The sequence below is a fragment of the Streptomyces sp. NPDC006643 genome (assembly GCF_042870175.1).
Lineage (GTDB): Bacteria > Actinomycetota > Actinomycetes > Streptomycetales > Streptomycetaceae > Streptomyces.
Window position 1 is genome coordinate 371,173 of sequence record NZ_JBIAHA010000002.1, and the last position, 15,474, is coordinate 386,646.

Genomic DNA, 15,474 nt, shown 5'->3' on the forward strand with positions numbered 1-15,474 from the left:
TGTGGCGGCGCTGACACCTGTCCTGTCGCGCCCAGGTGCCGCCGCAACCCGGGAACCACTCCCGTCCCCTTTCTCTGTGCAACAGCCGCTCTGTGCACAGCCTCTCAGCGAACAGCTCTCCGTACGGAAGGTCCCAGCCGCCACCATGACGCAGCGTGTGCTCACGACCGAGTCAGGCGCCCCGGTCGCCGACAACCAGAACTCCGCCACCGCCGGTGCCGGCGGTCCCCTTCTCCTCCAGGACCAGCATCTGCTGGAGAAGCTCGCCCGGTTCAACCGGGAGCGCGTCCCGGAGCGGGTGGTGCACGCCCGTGGCTCGGGCGCGTACGGGTACTTCGAGGTGACCGACGATGTCACCGGCTTCACCAGCGCCGATTTCCTGGCGCAGGTGGGCCGGCGCACCGAGACGTTCCTGCGGTTCTCGACCGTCGCCGACTCGCTCGGCGGGGCGGACGCCGTGCGCGACCCGCGCGGTTTCGCGGTGAAGTTCTATACGGCGGAAGGCAATTACGACCTCGTCGGCAACAACACGCCGGTCTTCTTCATCAAGGACCCGCTGAAGTTCCCCGACTTCATCCACTCGCAGAAGCGCGACCCGTTCACGGGCCGTCAGGAACCGGACAACGTCTGGGACTTCTGGGCGCACTCCCCCGAGGCGACGCACCAGGTGACCTGGCTGATGGGCGACCGGGGCATCCCCGCCTCGTACCGGCACATGAACGGCTACGGCTCGCACACCTACCAGTGGACGAACGCCGAGGGCGAGGCCTTCTTCGTCAAGTACCACTTCAAGACCAACCAGGGTGTGCGCTCTCTGAGCGCCGAGCAGGCGGCCGAGGTCGTGGGCAGGGACTCGGGCTCGCACCAGACGGATCTGCTCCAGGCCATCGAGCGCGGGATGAATCCGTCGTGGACGCTGCACGTCCAGGTGATGCCGGCCGCCGACGCCGCCGACTACCGCTTCAACCCGTTCGACCTCACGAAGGTGTGGCCGCACAGCGACTACCCGCTGCGCCGGGTGGGCCGGCTGGTCCTCGACCGGAACCCGGACAACGTCTTCGCCGAGGTGGAGCAGGCGGCGTTCTCGCCGAACAACTTCGTTCCCGGGATCGGCCCCTCGCCGGACAAGATGCTCCAGGGCCGGCTCTTCGCGTACGCCGACGCGCAGCGCTACCGGCTCGGCGTCAACCACACCCTGCTGCCGGTGAACGCGCCCAAGGCCACCGCCGCCGCGAACTACGGCCGGGACGGGCTCATGGCCACCCGCAACGGCGCGCGCCAGGACAGGAACTACGAGCCCAACTCGTACGGCGGCCCGGCCCAGAGCGGCGCCGCGCACTCCGCGCCCCTCGCGGTGCACGGCTGGACGGGCACCCACGAGGCGCCCGCCCACAGCAAGGACGACGACTTCTGGCAGGCCGGTGAGCTGTACCGGCTGATGTCGCAGGAGGAGAAGTCCCGGCTCGTCGCGAACATCGCGGGCGGTCTCTCCCAGGTGACGCGCGACGATGTGATCGAGAAGAACATCGCCCATTTCCACGCCGCCGACACCGAGTACGGCACCCGCGTCGCGGCGGCGGTCCGCGCGATCCGCGAGGACTGAGCGGGAGCGACCGATCGTCGAGGGACCCAACAGCCGTCCCTCCCGCCGGCCCTCGTGAGGGGTGGCCGCCGGGAGGGACATCCCCGGGACCGCGGTGGCGCGCGAGCCAGTGCGGTGGTGAGGGGAGCGACGGCCGTCTTCCTGACCTGAAGGAAGGCCGGCCGGTGCTTCCCGTCGCCGTCGCCGCGGTCCCACAGCCTCTGCCGAGGCTCCTCACACGCCGTCCGGCGGTGCGAATGTCCCGTCGCGCCGGCCTCGCACCGTCGGACGGTCCTCAACTCCCCTCTTCCCAACTCTCCTCAACTCCCTTCTCCACAACTGCCTTTCACCGCAGGAGCCCGGCCGATTCCTCGGCCGGGCTCTTGTGCGACGTCACCGGTTCTGCACACTGGAGGGATGCGTCTTGTCGCGTTTCTCGTACTGACCGCCGTGGCGGTCACCGTCGCGATCGTGGGGAACGACTACTCCTGGCTGCTCGCGCCGGTCTGTGTGTTCCTCTTCCTGGGGGTCTCCCCGTTCTGGGTGAGCAAGTCCCCCAAGGCGGTACGGCGGCCGGTCACCGGTGCGGCGGCGGGAACCGCGGTGGGCGCCGCCGGCGCGGTCACGGCGGCCAGTTGGTGGGCCGAAGGCGCGCACGCGCACGGCGCCGCCAAGGGGGACACGGCGGACGCGAGCGGCGGGGACGGTGGCGGCGACGGCGGGTGCGGTGGCTGCGGAGGCTGTGGCTGCGGCTGATCTCGGACCGTACGTACGACAGTGGCCCCCCGCACCGGAGTTGTCCGGGCGAGGGGCCACACGCATGACTACAGAACCGATATGACGGAACGTCAGCTGTCCCGTCAGACCAGCGGCCTGATCTCCGTGGGTGCGTGACCGGGCTCGGTGGCCAGGTCCTCCCACTCGTTGACCTGGTCGATCCGCACACCCATCGAGATGTTGGTGACCCGCTCCAGGATGGCCTCGACCACCACCGGCACGCGGTGCTCGGCCGCCAGCTTCTTGGCCTGCTCGAAGGCCGGCAGCAGCTGGTCGGGCTCGGTGACCCGGATCGCCTTGCAGCCCAGCCCCTCGACGACCTTGACGTGGTCGACGCCGTAGACACCCAGCTCCGGTGAGTTGATGTTCTCGAACTCCAGGTTGACCTGGAAGTTGATGTCGAGATTGCGCTGCGCCTGCCGGATGAGCCCCAAGTAGGCGTTGTTCACCAGCACATGGACGTACGGGATCTTGTGTTGCGCCCCGACGGCCAGCTCTTCGAGCATGAACTGGAAGTCGTAGTCGCCGGAGAGGGCGACGACCGTGGTGTCCGGGTCTGCCTTCGCGACGCCGAGCGCGGCCGGGATCGTCCAGCCGAGCGGCCCCGCCTGGCCGCAGTTGATCCAGTGGCGCGGCTTGTAGACGTGGAGCATCTGCGCGCCGGCGATCTGCGAGAGACCGATGGTGGTGACGTACCGGGTGTCGGGACCGAAGGCGCGGTTCATCTCCTCGTACACACGCTGCGGCTTCAGTGGCACGTTGTCGAAGTGCGTCCTGCGGTGCAGGGTGCCCTTGCGCTCCAGCACCGACTCGATCCACTCCGTACGGTCGGGCAGGTCGCCCGCCGCCTTCAGCTCCCTCGCCACCTCCACGAAGAGCTTCAGCGCGTCCTTGGCGTCCGAGGCGATCCCGTAGTCCGGGGCGAAGATCTTGCCGATCTGGGTGGGCTCGATGTCGACGTGGACGAAGGTGCGGCCCTCCGTGTAGACGTCGAGCGCGCCGGTGTGGCGGTTGGCCCAGCGGTTGCCGATGCCGAGGACGAAGTCCGAGGCCAGGAACGTCTCGTTGCCGTAGCGGTGCGAGGTCTGGATGCCGACCATGCCCGCGTTGAGGTCGTGGTCGTCGGCGATGGCGCCCCAGCCCATCAGCGTCGGGACGACCGGCGTTCCGGTCAACTCGGCGAATTCCACCAGCAGTTCGGACGCGTCGGCGGTGATGACACCGCCCCCGGCGACGATCAGGGGCCGTTCGGCGGCGGTCAGCAGGGTGAGCGCCCTGGCGATCTGCGCCCGGGTCGCGGACGGCTTGTAGACCGGCAGCGGCTCGTACGTCTCGATGTCGAACTCGATCTCGGTCAGCTGTACGTCGATCGGCAGGTCGATGAGGACGGGGCCCGGCCGGCCGGAGCGCATCAGATGGAACGCCTGCTGGAAGACGCCGGGGACCTGCGCGGCCTCCAGGACCGTGGTGGCGGCCTTGGTGACGGGCGCGGCGATCGACGCGATGTCGACGGCCTGGAAGTCCTCCTTGTGGATCACCGCGACCGGGGCCTGGCCGGTGATGCACAGGATCGGGATGGAGTCACCGATCGCGGAGTACAGCCCGGTGATCATGTCGGTGCCGGCCGGGCCCGATGTGCCGACGCAGACACCGATGTTGCCGGGGTGCGTACGGGTGTAGCCCTCGGCCATGTGGGAGGCGCCCTCCACATGGCGGGCGAGCGTGTGGTCGATGCCGCCGGCCTGTTCGAGGGCCTTGTAGAAGGGGTTGATCGCCGCGCCCGGCACACCGAACGCGTCGGTGACGCCTTCGCGCTTGAGGATCTCAACTGCCGCTCGGGCAGCGGTCATACGAGGCATGGAGTGCTCCTGCTTCAGCCTGGTGGACTCGGGCTCTGTCGCGCCATCTGAGAGCGTCGATTCCGTCGATTCCTTCATTTCCACGATACGGAATTCATGTTCTGCTATGTGGAATCAATCTAAAGTGCCTTCGGTACGCCGTCAAGGGATGGCCGAAGACCCTCCCCAAGGCCCGTCCGTTGATGGACGATGGTCCGTGGAAGGGGGGTGCCGACGGTGGGAGCGAGCGTTCCTGTCCGCTGTCCCGACTGCGGGCAGGACCATCAGTTCACGGCGCCGGCCTATCCCTGCCCCTGCGGATCGGCCGTCTCGGCGCCCCTAGTCACCGGCGCGCCCGCCACCCGCGTCGGGCGCCGGTCCTGGGACGACGAGTGGGTCACCGTCGACTGCTCCGGGTGCGGACGGCGCGACCAGTGGCCGCGGCCCGAACTGTGCTGCCCGTGCGGGACGGTGCTCCGGGTGCCGGTCAGACCCGTGACGGTGGGCACGAAGCGCGACGCCGTGAACGCCGCCGCGCTCTATCTGCGCGAGATCGGCTTCCAGAACGTCGTCCGGTCCGACGGGGAGCCGGCGGCCGGCATCGATCTGCGCGGTCCCGGGCTCGTGGCCCAGGTCGACCTCGGCACCCGCCCCGCCGATCTGCGAGCCGTGGAGTGCCTGTGGCTCAACGCGCTGAGCGAGTCGGCCGTGAGCGCGTACTTCTCCCTGGCCGGTTACGCGGACGAGGCGCGCGAGCGCGCGGACGCCCTCGGCGTACCGCTCTTCGTCCTGGACCCGACGGGCGCCCCGCAACCGGTCAACGGCCCGGCGGACGAGCTGAGTCGCTCACACGCCTGACCGAATTCACGGATCGCGCGCGCAGCCGCGCGGGCATACTTTCTCCATGCGAATCCGCCCCGCGGTCCCCGCCGACCTCCCGCTTCTCCAGGACATCGAGAGGGCCGCCGGTGAACCGTTCCGCGCCGTCGGCATGGCCGCGATCGCCGACGACGACCCCCCGGCCATCGATCTCCTCGACCGCTATCTGCGCGCGGGCCACGCCTGGGTGACCGAGGACGACACGGGCCGCCCGGTCGCGTATCTCATCTACGACGAGATCGACGGCGCCGCCCATATCGAGCAGGTCTCCGTCCACCCCACGGCGGCGGGGCGCGGGGTGGGCAAGGCCCTGATCGAGCATCTGGCCGGACGGGCGGAGCGGGCCGGACTGGCCGGGCTCACGCTGACCACCTTCGCGGACGTGCCGTGGAACGCGCCGTACTACACCCGCCTCGGCTTCCGCACCCTCGCCGAGAGCGAACTCACCGACGGACTGCGGGAGATCAGACGCGCCGAGGCCGCGCACGGGCTCGACCACTGGCCCCGGGTCTGTATGCGCCGCGCCACGACGGTGGGCTGAGGCACACCGCACCGCCGGACGTCCCTCAGCTCAGGCCAGGCCAGGCCAGCTCAACTCAGGTCAGCTCAGGTCGGACTCCTCGTACTCCGCCGGGGAGCCGGCGGCCGTCCGCTCGCGCAGTTCGATACGGCGGATCTTGCCCGAGACCGTCTTGGGCAGATCCGCGAACTCGATACGGCGCACCCGCTTGTACGGGGAGAGGACCGCGCGCGAGTGGGCGAAGAGCAGCTTCGCCGTGTCCGGGCCGGGCTCCCACCCGGCCGCCAGGACGATGTACGCCTTCGGCACATTGAGGCGCAGCGCGTCGGGCGCCGGGACGACGGCGGCCTCGGCCACCGCTTCGTGCTCCAGCAGCGCGCTCTCCAGTTCGAACGGCGAGATCTTGTAGTCCGACGCCTTGAACACGTCGTCGCTGCGGCCGATGTAGGTGATGTAGCCGTCGGCGTCGCGCGCGCCGATGTCGCCCGTGCGGTAGAAACCGTCCGCCATGGCCCGCGCCGTACGCTCCGGGTCACCGTGGTAGCCCGTCATCAGCCCCACCGGGGCGTTCGAGAGGTCCAGCGAGATCTCGCCCTCGGTGGCGCCGGGGGCGCCGGTGACCGGGTCGAGCAGCTCCACCGCGTAGCCGGGGGTGGGGCGGCCCATCGATCCGGCCTTGAGCAGCTGGCCGGGCGAGTTGGCGACCTGGACGGCCGTCTCGGTCTGGCCGAAGCCGTCCCTGATCGTCGCGCCCCACTCCCTGCGTACGGTCTCGATGACCTCCGGGTTCAGCGGTTCACCGGCGGCGACGACCTCGCGCGGGCGGTGGCGCAGCTGGGTGAGGTCGGCCTGGATGAGCATCCGCCAGACGGTGGGCGGGGCGCAGAAGCTGGTCACCTCGGCGCGGTCCATCTCGGCCATGAGCCGGGCGGCGTCGAAGCGGGTGTAGTTGTGGATGAAGACGGTCGCCTCGGCGTTCCAGGGCGCGAAGAGGTTGGACCAGGCGTGCTTGGCCCAGCCCGGGGAGGAGATGTTCAGATGCACGTCGCCGGGCCTGAGCCCGATCCAGTACATCGTCGCGAGATGGCCGATGGGGTACGAGACATGGGTGTGCTCGACGAGTTTGGGGTGGGCGGTGGTGCCGGAGGTGAAGTAGAGCATCAGGGGGTCGGCGGCGCGGGTGGCCCCGTCGGGCGTGAAGTCCGCGGACTCCTGGTGGGACGCCTCGTACGCCCGCCAGCCGTCCTCGTCAACATCGGCGCCCTCGCCACCGACCACGATCCGGGTGTACTCCCCCGGCGCCTCGGCGAACTTCGCGGTGTCACCGGCCCGGACGATCACATGCCGGACCCGCCCGCGCCGGATCCGGTCGCGCAGGTCCGCAGGGCCGAGGAGCGGTGTCGCCGGGATGACGACGGCCCGCAGTTTCATCGCGGCGAGCGCCGTCTCCCACAGCTCGGTCTGATTGCCGAGCATCACGAGAACCCGGTCGCCGGCCGAAACCCCCTGGGCCCGCAGCCAGTTGGCCACCTGGTCGGAGCGGGTGGCCATGGCGGCGAAGGAGGTGACGCTCTCGGTGCCGTCCTCCTCGACGATGTGCAGCGCGGGCCGGTCGTTGCCCGCGGCGATGACGTCGAACCAGTCCAGCGCCCAGTTGAACAGCGCGGGTCGGGGCCAGACGAAGCCTTCGTACGCCGCGGTGTAGTCCTCACGGTGCCGCAGCAGGAAATCCCTGGCGGCGCGGAACTGCTCGGTCGCGTCGACTGCTCTCATGTGCCCTCCTCATCACTCGCCCGTTCACTAGCATCGTGTAACCGGTGACGTACGTCTCACCACCCCCTGACGGGGGTAAATCGAGCGCGTCCGGCCGGGGATGAGATCCGAGAGAAGGAAGTCGCTGTGATTGAGGCGATCGAGGCGGTCGAGATGCGCGCGGCGCTGCTGACGCTGCGCCGCGCCACCGGGCTGCCGGTCGCGTTCGGCGGGATGTTGCACGATACGCGCCAGGTGCGGATCGCAGAGCTGAACGGTACGGCGACGGGCGCGCTGCGGGGGCTCGCGATCTGCGTCGGGAACGGGCTGGGCGGCAAGTCGATCGCCCTCCAGCGGCCGTGCGCGGTGACGGACTACCGGCAGGCGCGGCACATCACCCACGAGTACGACGCGGCGGTCGCCGCCGAGGGGCTGCGCTCCGTGGTCGCGGTCCCCGTGATCGTGCGGCGCCGGGTGCGCGGTGTGCTGTACGGCGCGCTGCGTGATCCCGCGCCCATGGGCGAGCGGGCCTTCGACGCCGCCGTCGCCGCGGCCCGCGACGTGGAGCAGGCGCTGGTCGTACGGGACGAGGTGCAGCGGCTGCTCGCCGTGACGCGTGAGCCGGTGTACGGGCGGCCCGAGGCGTGGGAGGAGGTCCGCGAGGCGCACAGCGAGCTGCGGGCGCTCGCGCCGCGCATCGTCGACGCCGGGCTGCGGGGCGAGCTGCACGCCGTCTGCGGCCGGCTCGCGGGCGCGGGCGGCGGCGAGCCGGGCCGGCGCGACCACCGTGAGCAGCGCGCCGTGACGCTGACGCCCCGCGAGGTGGACGTGCTGTCCTGTGTGGCGGCGGGCTCGACGAACGCGGCGGCGGCGGAGCGGCTGGGCCTGCGGCCGGAGACGGTGAAGGGCTATCTGCGGGCGGCGATGCGCAAGCTGGGCGCCCACACCCGGCTGGAGGCGGTGGTGGCGGCGCGCCGGGCGGGGCTGCTGCCGTAGCCGTACCCCGGCGGGGCCCCGTCACGACGCACGTCGAGAACGCGGACGGGCACCTCCCCCCGGGCGAGCGGGGCGGGTCCGCCGGCCGGTGGCGTATGAGAGGCGTCAAATAACCGGCCCGGCCGATCAACGCCGCGTCATGACGTGCCCGGACCGCCGTCAGCCGGGCATAGCTTCCAGGTGTCAGACAGCTACGACTCCCCCGTGGAGGACACCATGGTGAGCACCACTCCCGAAGACGCGGACCCCGAAGAACCCAGGCCGGCGGCGCCGCTGTACGTACCCGTACGGCTCTGTTCCGCCGGGGGCCGGCAGTTGCGCTTCATGCGCACACCGCTCGGCGCGCGGACCGCCGTCGGCTTCACCAGCGCCCGGCGGCTCACCGCGGCGCTCGGCGCGCGACAGCCGTACATCAGACTCGCCGAGGCGTGCCTGCGGGCGCTCTCGGAGCCGCTCGGTGTCGACCTGGTGACGGTCGACCCGCAGGTCGGCCTGGAGACCTCGCCCCTCCCCCACGTGCCCACCCGCACGACGGTCAGGCCGTGTCTGCGGCACTCCGGCGATGTCGCCCTGGCGGTGAGCGCGTGAGAACCGAACCGCTGCTCGTCGTCGACGAGTTGAGCACTCCGTCGGTCTGGCCCGCGTCGGCCGTCTCCGCGCCCGGCGGCGATCTGCGTGTCGCGGGCGTCTCCCTCCTGGAGCTGGCCGAACGCCACGGCACACCCACCTATGTGCTGGACGAGGGCGAGGTACGGTCCCGCGCGCGGGCCTGGCGGCGCGCGCTGCCGGAGGCGGAGATCGTGTACGCCGCGAAGGCGTTCCTGTGCCGCGCCGTCGTGGACTGGATGGAGGAGGAGGGCCTGGGCCTCGACGTCTGCTCGGCGGGCGAGCTGGAGCTGGCGGCCACGCGGGGCTTCCCGGCCGAGCGGATCGTGCTGCACGGCAACGCCAAGTCGCCGCAGGATCTGGGCACGGCGCTGCGGCTCGGCGTCGGCAGGATCGTCATCGACTCGGGCTGCGAGATCGCCCGGCTGGCCGCGCAGGTGCCGGCGCACGACGCACAGCAGGTGATGGTCCGGGTACTGCCGGGGATCGAGGCGGGCGCCCATCCGAAGATCCGGACGGGGACCGAGGGCCAGAAGTTCGGGCTGTCGATCGCGAACGGGGACGCGGAGGACGCGGTGGCCCGGATCCTGGGCCAGCCGCAGCTCGAACTGGCCGGTCTGCACTGCCACTTGGGCTCGCAGATCACCTCGCCCGAGCCCTACGAGCGGGCCGTACGGGAGCTGGTCGCCTTCCTCGTACGCGTCCGTGACCGGTTCGGTGTCGTACTGCCCGAGCTGGATCTGGGCGGCGGCTTCGCGGCGGCGTATCTGCCGGGCGACGCGGCACCGGCGCCCGCCGTGTACGGACGGCGGATCAGCCGGGCGCTGGCCGTCGCCTGCGCCGGGGCGGACCTGCCGGTCCCCCGGCTGACGGTGGAGCCGGGCCGCTCGATCATGGCGCCCGCCGGGATCGCGCTGTACCGGGTGCTCGCCGTGAAGCGCTCGGGCGGCCGGGTCTTCGTCGCCGTGGACGGCGGCATGAGCGACAACCCGCGCCCCGCGCTGTACGGCGCCCGCTACACGGTGCGCCGGGTAGGGCGGGCCTCGACTGCGCCGATGCGGGCGGCCACGGTCGTCGGCCGGCACTGCGAGGCGGGCGACGTGCTCGCCGACGGGGTGGAGCTGCCGGAGGACGTACGGCCCGGCGACGTACTGGCGGTGCCCGCGTCGGGGGCGTACCAGGTCTCGATGGCGTCGGGCTACAACATGACGGGCCGCCCGCCGGTGGTGGCGGTCGCCGACGGCCGGTCGCGTCTGCTGGTGCGCCGCGAGACGTTCGACGACCAGCGGCGGCGCGACGTCGGGCTCTGAGAGGTCGGGGGGCCGCACCGGGCGCCGCCCTAGTCCGTGAACCGGGCGAAGTCCGCGAAGCGCACGGTGTACGTGGGGGCGGTGGCCGAGGAGAGGGAGCCGAGCAGGCGCTCGCCCTCCTCGGCCACCGCGTCGCGCTGTGCGCGCGTGAGCGGGTCGAAGGTCTGCACGGTCAGCGTCCCGTGGTCGTCGCCCTCCGTGCCGTCCTCCAGCCGCCAGATTCCGGCCAGGAATCCGTCGACGAGGAGCGTGCGATGGCCCTGGTTGCCGTTCCAGGCGCGCTTGCGGTACGCGAGGGGGACCACGCGGGTGCGGTCCGCGTGGGAGAGCAGCAGATTGTCGAACTCGGGGAGGAAGCGCGGCGGCGCCGGGATGCCGGCGTCCGGCCGGGGCGCGTCGGGGAGGTCGAACAGCTCGACACCGTTCTCGTCCCGGAACGTGACGAGCCGGTCCCGCAGCCGCTCGAAGACCGGCGCCATCCGCGTCAGCCGGCACCACGTCTGCATGTCCTTGACGGAGGCGGGCCCGAAGGCGCCGAGATAGCGCAGGACGGCGTCCTCGGGCTCGATGCCCGCCGCCCGGTCCGGGGCACCGTGCGCCCCGAACCACTTCTGTGCCGTGGTGAGCGTGACCTGCCCCCCGCGGCCCCACAGCCCGCGCGGTGTGACCTGGACGAGCGGCAGCAGGCACCGCGCGGCCACGGCGAGCGCCGCCGGGTCGCCGGTGGGCCACCGCTCGGCCAGCGCCGCCTTCAACTCCTTGAGCGGGAGGGGCTGTTGCTCGACCAGTTCCCTGCCGTAGGCGGCGAGGCGGTCCAGGTCCACCCCGAGAAGACCGGCCCGGAAGTTGCGCAACTCGCTCTCGATCAGGGGCTGGGCGAACGGGCGCAGCGCGAGACAGTCCTCGGCGGTGTGGGTGTGGATGGTGGAGCGGAGCGTGACCATCCGGCCGACCTCACGGGAGGCCATCAGCGCGGAGAGCGCTCCGGGCTCGAACCCGTCGAGCCTGGTGGCGAGTTGGACGTACGGCGGTTTCACGTTCTGCGCCTGGAGCCCGACCAGATGGGTCACGGCGTCCTTGGCGGACATCGCCGCGCGCCGCAGCAGAAGCTGTCGCGCGAGGGTGGCGCGGTTGAGCGCCCGGGTGGTGAGCACGGGGAGGTGCCGGACGCGGTCCGCCGTCTTCGAGGCCATACCGCACACCGTACTCAGACTCGCGGACAGCTTCTGTCCGCAAGCCCGAGCCGTGTCGCGTCCTGCCCTGTCATGTCATGTGGCGGCGGTGACCGTGAAGAGCGCCCCGTCCGGATCGCGCAGCGTCGCCTCGTCCACCTCCGCCGACGCGTCCGACCGCAGGACGAGCGAGCCGCCGGAGGCCAGGGCCGTCTCGACCGCCGCCGTCACGTCCCGCACGTTGAAGTGCACGTGCCAGCGCGGCCGGATCTGCGGGTCGGGCGCCGCCTGTACGGCGCCGCCACTGATCCGGGCCAGCGGCTCGTCGCCGTCGAGGAGCACCGACCGGTCCGCCTCGCGCGCCAGGCGCAGCTTGCCCTCGCCCTCCGGCTGCCAGCCGAGCGCGAGCGAGTAGAAGCGCCCGGCCGTGGCCGCGTCCCTGGTCCGCAGCTCCAGCGAGGCCGAGCCGGCTCCGCGCCCCATCGACCAGTCGGAGCGCACGGAGCCTTCCCAGATCCCGAAGACCGCGCCGTCCGGGTCGACGGCGAGCGCGGCGCGGCCGGTGTGGAAGGCGAGCGGGCCGACGCCGACCGTGCCGCCGCGCTCCCTGATCCGGGCCGCCGCCTCGTCCACGTTCGTGACGTTGAAGTACGGCGTCCAGGAGACGGCGACCTGGAGCGAGGAGGCGAGTGCGCCGATACCCCCGACGGGCAGGCCGTCGATGAGCGCCACGGAGAAGTCGTCGCCGAGTCCCGCGCGCCGGTAGGTCCAGCCGAGGACCTTGCCGTAGAAGTCCTGGGCGCCCGGCAGTTCACGTGCCAGCAGGCTCACCCAGCATGGCGCTCCGGCGACTCCCTGTGCTTTCGGCATCCCGCTCCGTTCCATTGAATTCACTGCCTTCCGCGACGACCTCGACCACGACCGCACCGGAAGGCTAGTGCCCTTACGTACACGACAGACACCTTTGAATGTATTTGAAGGTAATACAGGACGGCGGCCCGAAGGCGTCCGCGATATGATCAACCACTTAACGTGGGAGCGCTCCCAATGGTTGGATGACGGTCCCCCCGACGGAGCCCCGATGGAGGTCGCACGATGGTGGCAAGGGGACGCACGAGCCGGACCGGCCAGCCCACGCTCGAAGAGGTGGCCGCGCACGCCGGCGTGGGGCGCGGCACCGTCTCCCGTGTCATCAACAACTCCCCGCGCGTCCGGGACTCCACCAGGGAACTCGTCCAGCGGGCCATCGCCGAGCTGGGCTACATACCCAACCGGGCGGCCCGCGCGCTGGCCGGAAGCCGTACCGACGCGGTGGCGCTGGTCATCCCGGAGACCGAGAAGCGGTTCTTCGCCGAGCCGTACTTCTCGGACGTGCTGCACGGGGTCGGCACCGGACTCGCCGACACCGAGATGCAGTTGCTGCTCACGCTCGTACGGACCGAGAAGGAGCGCGCGCGCTTCCTCCAGTACGCGCGGGCCGGCCGCGTCGACGGCGTGCTGCTGGTGTCCGTGCACGGCAGCGACCCGCTGCCGGACCTGCTCGCCGAGATGGGGCTGCCGACCGTGCTGAGCGGCCGGCGCTCGGCGGACGAACCCGTGAGTTACGTCGACTCCGACAACGTCGGCGGCGCCCGCTCCGCCGTACGGCATCTCGCGGAGACCGGGCGGCGGCGGATCGGCACCGTCACCGGGCCGCTCGACATGTATGTGGCGCAGTGCCGGCTCGGCGGCTACCAGGAGGCCGTGGCGGGCGCCGGGGGTGCCGCGGACCCGTCGTGGACGGCGTACGGGGACTTCACCGAGGAGAGCGGGCGGCGGGCGATGACGGAGCTGCTGACGCGCCACCCGGACCTGGACGCGGTGTTCGCCGCGTCCGACGTGATGGCGGCGGGCGCGCTGCACTCGCTGCGGGCGGCGGGGCGGCGGGTGCCCGAGGACGTGGCCGTCGTCGGCTTCGACGACTCCCCCGTCGCACGGCACACCGATCCCGGGCTCACCTCCGTGCGGCAGCCGGTGGAGGAGATGGGGCGTGCGATGGCGCGGGTGCTGCTGGAGGGGATCGACGACCCCGGGGCGCCGTCGCAACACGTCGTACTGCCCACGGAGTTGGTGCGGCGCGCGTCGTCCTGAACACCCCCGCCGGCCGGTGTCAGCGTGAAGTCAGGTCCCGCGCGGTCGAGTTGAGATAGGTCGCGACCCAGACGAGCGGCGCGTTCCAGTTGATGGTGTTCTCCTTCGACCCCCAGGCGCTCGGCGCCGTACCGGGCCCGGCGTAGGACTTGGCGGCGGGGCGGCCGGTGGGGGTGACCGGGTCGTTGATGAGGGCGCTGTTGGGACCGCCGGAGAGCCAGCCCTTGGGGTACGGGGTCGTGGGGTACTGCCCCCAGGCGAGCCGGTCGTGCAGATCGGTCTCCCGGTGCGGGCCGTAGCCGGTGACGTAGGAGATCCGCATGGCGTTGGTGCCGAGCAGATAGTCCATGGCCCGGTGCATGGCCTTCAGATGGCGGCGGTCGTGGCCGATGTCGTACGCGGTGCCAAGCAGCATCATCCGGTTGACGACGGCGGAGTTGGAGCCCCACGGGTAGGGCTCGGCGCCGGAGATCAGCGCCGGATAGCCCTCCCGCCTCTGGGTGTCGACGAGCGCGTCGGCTGCGGCGCGCAGGTTCGCGCGCATCCGGGCGAGGTCGGCGGCGGGGAGCCGGTTGGGTACGGCGAGGAGCGAGAGGCTGCCGGCGCCGGCGACGCGGCCCCAGTCGACGGGGCCGATCTCGCCGTAGTGCGCGGAGCCGGTCACGGCTTTCCGGTAGCCGGCGGCGGCGCGGTCGGCGCGGCGCTCGGCGGTGAGGTACAGCTCGGCCGCCGCCGCGTAGCGGTCGTCGCTGTTCTGGGTGTCGGGGTAGTCGCCGCCGCCCTCGGCGTCGGTGCCGTCGTTGGCCTCGGGGTAGTCGACGTCGGGCCGGGCCTCGGCGCGCCGCCAGGCGTCCTGCGCGGACAGCCAGAGCGCGTCGGCTCGCTTCGCGTCGAACGGGCGCAGTACGCGGGCGAGTTGGGCGTTCGTACGGGCGACGGCGTAGGTGGCGTTGGTGGACGGCGGCATCGCGGAGCGGGGCATGGCGTTCTCGGCGGCGATGTCCTTGACCGGGAAGGCGCTCCAGGTGTGGTTGTGCACCTTGTGCGAGGCCAGACCGGTCCTGGGGAGCATGCCGGACATGAAGCGTGAGCCGTGGGCGACCTCGTCGAGGATGTCGGGCACGCCGTTGCCGCGCTCCGGTACGGCGAGGCTGCCGTCCCCGTACGCCGCGTGCCGGCGCTCGTAGAGGTTCAGCAGCGTCCAGGCGGAGATGGCGTGGTTGACGGGGTAGATGCCGAAGTCGCCGGCGTCGGCCCAGGAGCCCGCGACGTTCAGCCGCTGCGCCTTGGCGTCGGTCTTGCCGGTCTTGCTGCCGGTCCTGCCGGTCTTGCCGTCGGTCTTGTCGCACCAGTTCTTGTAGCAGGGGACGGAGTTGTCGCCGGGGTGCAGGGCGGCGTGCGCGTGGGCGGCGTGCTGGAGGTGTTCGGCCTTGACCGGGGTGCCCATGCGGTGGAAGTAGAAGTACTGCATGGCCTCGCGGCCGAGGTCCGGGTAGAGCGGCTTACGGGTGACGGTGAACGGCACACTCGTACCGACGCCCGTGACCGTGAGGCGGCGGACCCCCTCGCCGGTGACCCGTGAGAAGTCGGCCTGGTGGACATGGTCGCCGGACGCCTTGTCGGCGCCGACGACCCGGGTGGAGCCGGTGGCGACCGTACGTCCCTTGTCGTCCTTGAGCTGCCACGTGAGCGGCTTGGTGGCCGTCGCGACGACGGTCGCGATCTTGTCGGCGCCGGTGGCGTAGCCGATCTGGTTGACCAGGACCGGACCGGCGCCGGAGCCGTCGGGAGCGGGGCCGGGACCGGTGTCGGCGGGCACCACGGCGGCGACCAGGGCGAGCGACAGCGGGAAGAACAGGGACGTACGCACGGGTCGGCTCCTCCGGACGGCACACCTGGATCGGGTCGCGCA

The 15,474-nt window shown here is 71.6% G+C and carries 13 protein-coding genes; 8 read left to right on the plus strand and 5 right to left on the minus strand.

The window, feature by feature from the left end:
- Nucleotides 1–145: 145 nt before the first annotated feature.
- Both ACFYNU_RS04220 and ACFYNU_RS04225 read left to right on the plus strand, forming a co-directional pair.
- Nucleotides 146–1,603, plus strand: coding sequence for a catalase (locus ACFYNU_RS04220; protein WP_356584756.1), 1,458 nt, complete (start codon nt 146–148; stop codon nt 1,601–1,603).
- Nucleotides 1,604–1,999: 396 nt separating this feature from the next.
- Nucleotides 2,000–2,338 (plus strand): hypothetical protein, encoded by a 339-nt coding sequence (locus ACFYNU_RS04225; protein ID WP_356584755.1) that lies wholly within the window; start codon nt 2,000–2,002, stop codon nt 2,336–2,338.
- Nucleotides 2,339–2,442: 104 nt separating this feature from the next.
- Here the strand turns inward: ACFYNU_RS04225 and gcl are convergent, their stop codons facing one another.
- Entirely contained in the window at nt 2,443–4,218 is a 1,776-nt protein-coding gene (gcl, locus tag ACFYNU_RS04230) for a glyoxylate carboligase (RefSeq protein ID WP_356584754.1), read from the minus strand.
- A 189-nt stretch (nt 4,219–4,407) separates the two neighbouring features.
- Between gcl and ACFYNU_RS04235 the strand changes: the two genes are divergently transcribed.
- Entirely contained in the window at nt 4,408–5,055 is a 648-nt protein-coding gene (locus ACFYNU_RS04235) for a hypothetical protein (protein WP_356584753.1), read from the plus strand.
- Nucleotides 5,056–5,101: 46 nt separating this feature from the next.
- Nucleotides 5,102–5,617, plus strand: a complete 516-nt coding sequence (locus ACFYNU_RS04240) for a GNAT family N-acetyltransferase (RefSeq protein WP_356584752.1) — start codon at nt 5,102–5,104, stop codon at nt 5,615–5,617.
- Nucleotides 5,618–5,677: 60 nt separating this feature from the next.
- Here ACFYNU_RS04240 and ACFYNU_RS04245 read toward each other — a convergent pair whose 3' ends face one another.
- Nucleotides 5,678–7,369, minus strand: coding sequence for an AMP-binding protein (locus ACFYNU_RS04245; protein WP_356584751.1), 1,692 nt, complete (start codon nt 7,367–7,369; stop codon nt 5,678–5,680).
- 153 nt (nt 7,370–7,522) lie between these two features.
- On the opposite strand from ACFYNU_RS04245, the gene ACFYNU_RS04250 reads away from it, so the two are divergent.
- The 3 genes from ACFYNU_RS04250 (at nt 7,523) to lysA (ending at nt 10,260) form a co-directional block, all read left to right on the plus strand.
- Complete coding sequence (locus ACFYNU_RS04250; protein WP_388765139.1) at nt 7,523–8,344, plus strand: response regulator transcription factor; 822 nt, start codon at nt 7,523–7,525, stop codon at nt 8,342–8,344.
- 216 nt (nt 8,345–8,560) lie between these two features.
- On the plus strand, nt 8,561–8,932 hold the full coding sequence (locus tag ACFYNU_RS04255; protein WP_356584889.1) for an SAV_915 family protein: 372 nt from the start codon (nt 8,561–8,563) through the stop codon (nt 8,930–8,932).
- Nucleotides 8,929–10,260 (plus strand): diaminopimelate decarboxylase, encoded by a 1,332-nt coding sequence (lysA, locus tag ACFYNU_RS04260; protein WP_356584749.1) that lies wholly within the window; start codon nt 8,929–8,931, stop codon nt 10,258–10,260. The genes ACFYNU_RS04255 and lysA overlap by 4 nt, the downstream gene beginning before the upstream one ends.
- A 29-nt stretch (nt 10,261–10,289) precedes the next feature.
- On the opposite strand, the gene ACFYNU_RS04265 is transcribed toward lysA, so the two are convergent.
- Together ACFYNU_RS04265 and ACFYNU_RS04270 are read right to left on the minus strand one after the other, a co-directional pair.
- On the minus strand, nt 10,290–11,453 hold the full coding sequence (locus tag ACFYNU_RS04265) for a winged helix DNA-binding domain-containing protein (RefSeq protein WP_356584748.1): 1,164 nt from the start codon (nt 11,451–11,453) through the stop codon (nt 10,290–10,292).
- A 75-nt stretch (nt 11,454–11,528) separates the two neighbouring features.
- Nucleotides 11,529–12,263: a VOC family protein gene (locus ACFYNU_RS04270; RefSeq protein ID WP_356584747.1), complete on the minus strand. Its 735-nt coding sequence runs from the start codon at nt 12,261–12,263 to the stop codon at nt 11,529–11,531.
- A gap of 264 nt (nt 12,264–12,527) precedes the next feature.
- Here ACFYNU_RS04270 and ACFYNU_RS04275 point away from each other — a divergent pair, with 264 nt between their 5' ends.
- The gene (locus ACFYNU_RS04275; RefSeq protein WP_356584746.1) at nt 12,528–13,562 is read left to right on the plus strand and encodes a LacI family DNA-binding transcriptional regulator; all 1,035 of its coding nucleotides are present in this window, start codon (nt 12,528–12,530) and stop codon (nt 13,560–13,562) included.
- A gap of 19 nt (nt 13,563–13,581) precedes the next feature.
- Here ACFYNU_RS04275 and ACFYNU_RS04280 read toward each other — a convergent pair whose 3' ends face one another.
- The gene (locus ACFYNU_RS04280; RefSeq protein ID WP_356584745.1) at nt 13,582–15,432 is read right to left on the minus strand and encodes a glycoside hydrolase family 9 protein; all 1,851 of its coding nucleotides are present in this window, start codon (nt 15,430–15,432) and stop codon (nt 13,582–13,584) included.
- Nucleotides 15,433–15,474 lie beyond the last annotated feature (42 nt).

Coding starts and splice junctions, on each gene's coding strand:
- ACFYNU_RS04220 (WP_356584756.1), top strand. CDS start 146: ATGACGCAGCGTGTGCTCACGACCGAGTCAGGCGCCCCGGTCGCCGAC.
- ACFYNU_RS04225 (WP_356584755.1), top strand. CDS start 2,000: ATGCGTCTTGTCGCGTTTCTCGTACTGACCGCCGTGGCGGTCACCGTC.
- gcl (WP_356584754.1), bottom strand. CDS start 4,218: ATGCCTCGTATGACCGCTGCCCGAGCGGCAGTTGAGATCCTCAAGCGC.
- ACFYNU_RS04235 (WP_356584753.1), top strand. CDS start 4,408: ATGGTCCGTGGAAGGGGGGTGCCGACGGTGGGAGCGAGCGTTCCTGTC.
- ACFYNU_RS04240 (WP_356584752.1), top strand. CDS start 5,102: ATGCGAATCCGCCCCGCGGTCCCCGCCGACCTCCCGCTTCTCCAGGAC.
- ACFYNU_RS04245 (WP_356584751.1), bottom strand. CDS start 7,369: ATGAGAGCAGTCGACGCGACCGAGCAGTTCCGCGCCGCCAGGGATTTC.
- ACFYNU_RS04250 (WP_388765139.1), top strand. CDS start 7,523: ATGCGCGCGGCGCTGCTGACGCTGCGCCGCGCCACCGGGCTGCCGGTC.
- ACFYNU_RS04255 (WP_356584889.1), top strand. CDS start 8,561: ATGGTGAGCACCACTCCCGAAGACGCGGACCCCGAAGAACCCAGGCCG.
- ACFYNU_RS04265 (WP_356584748.1), bottom strand. CDS start 11,453: ATGGCCTCGAAGACGGCGGACCGCGTCCGGCACCTCCCCGTGCTCACC.
- ACFYNU_RS04275 (WP_356584746.1), top strand. CDS start 12,528: ATGGTGGCAAGGGGACGCACGAGCCGGACCGGCCAGCCCACGCTCGAA.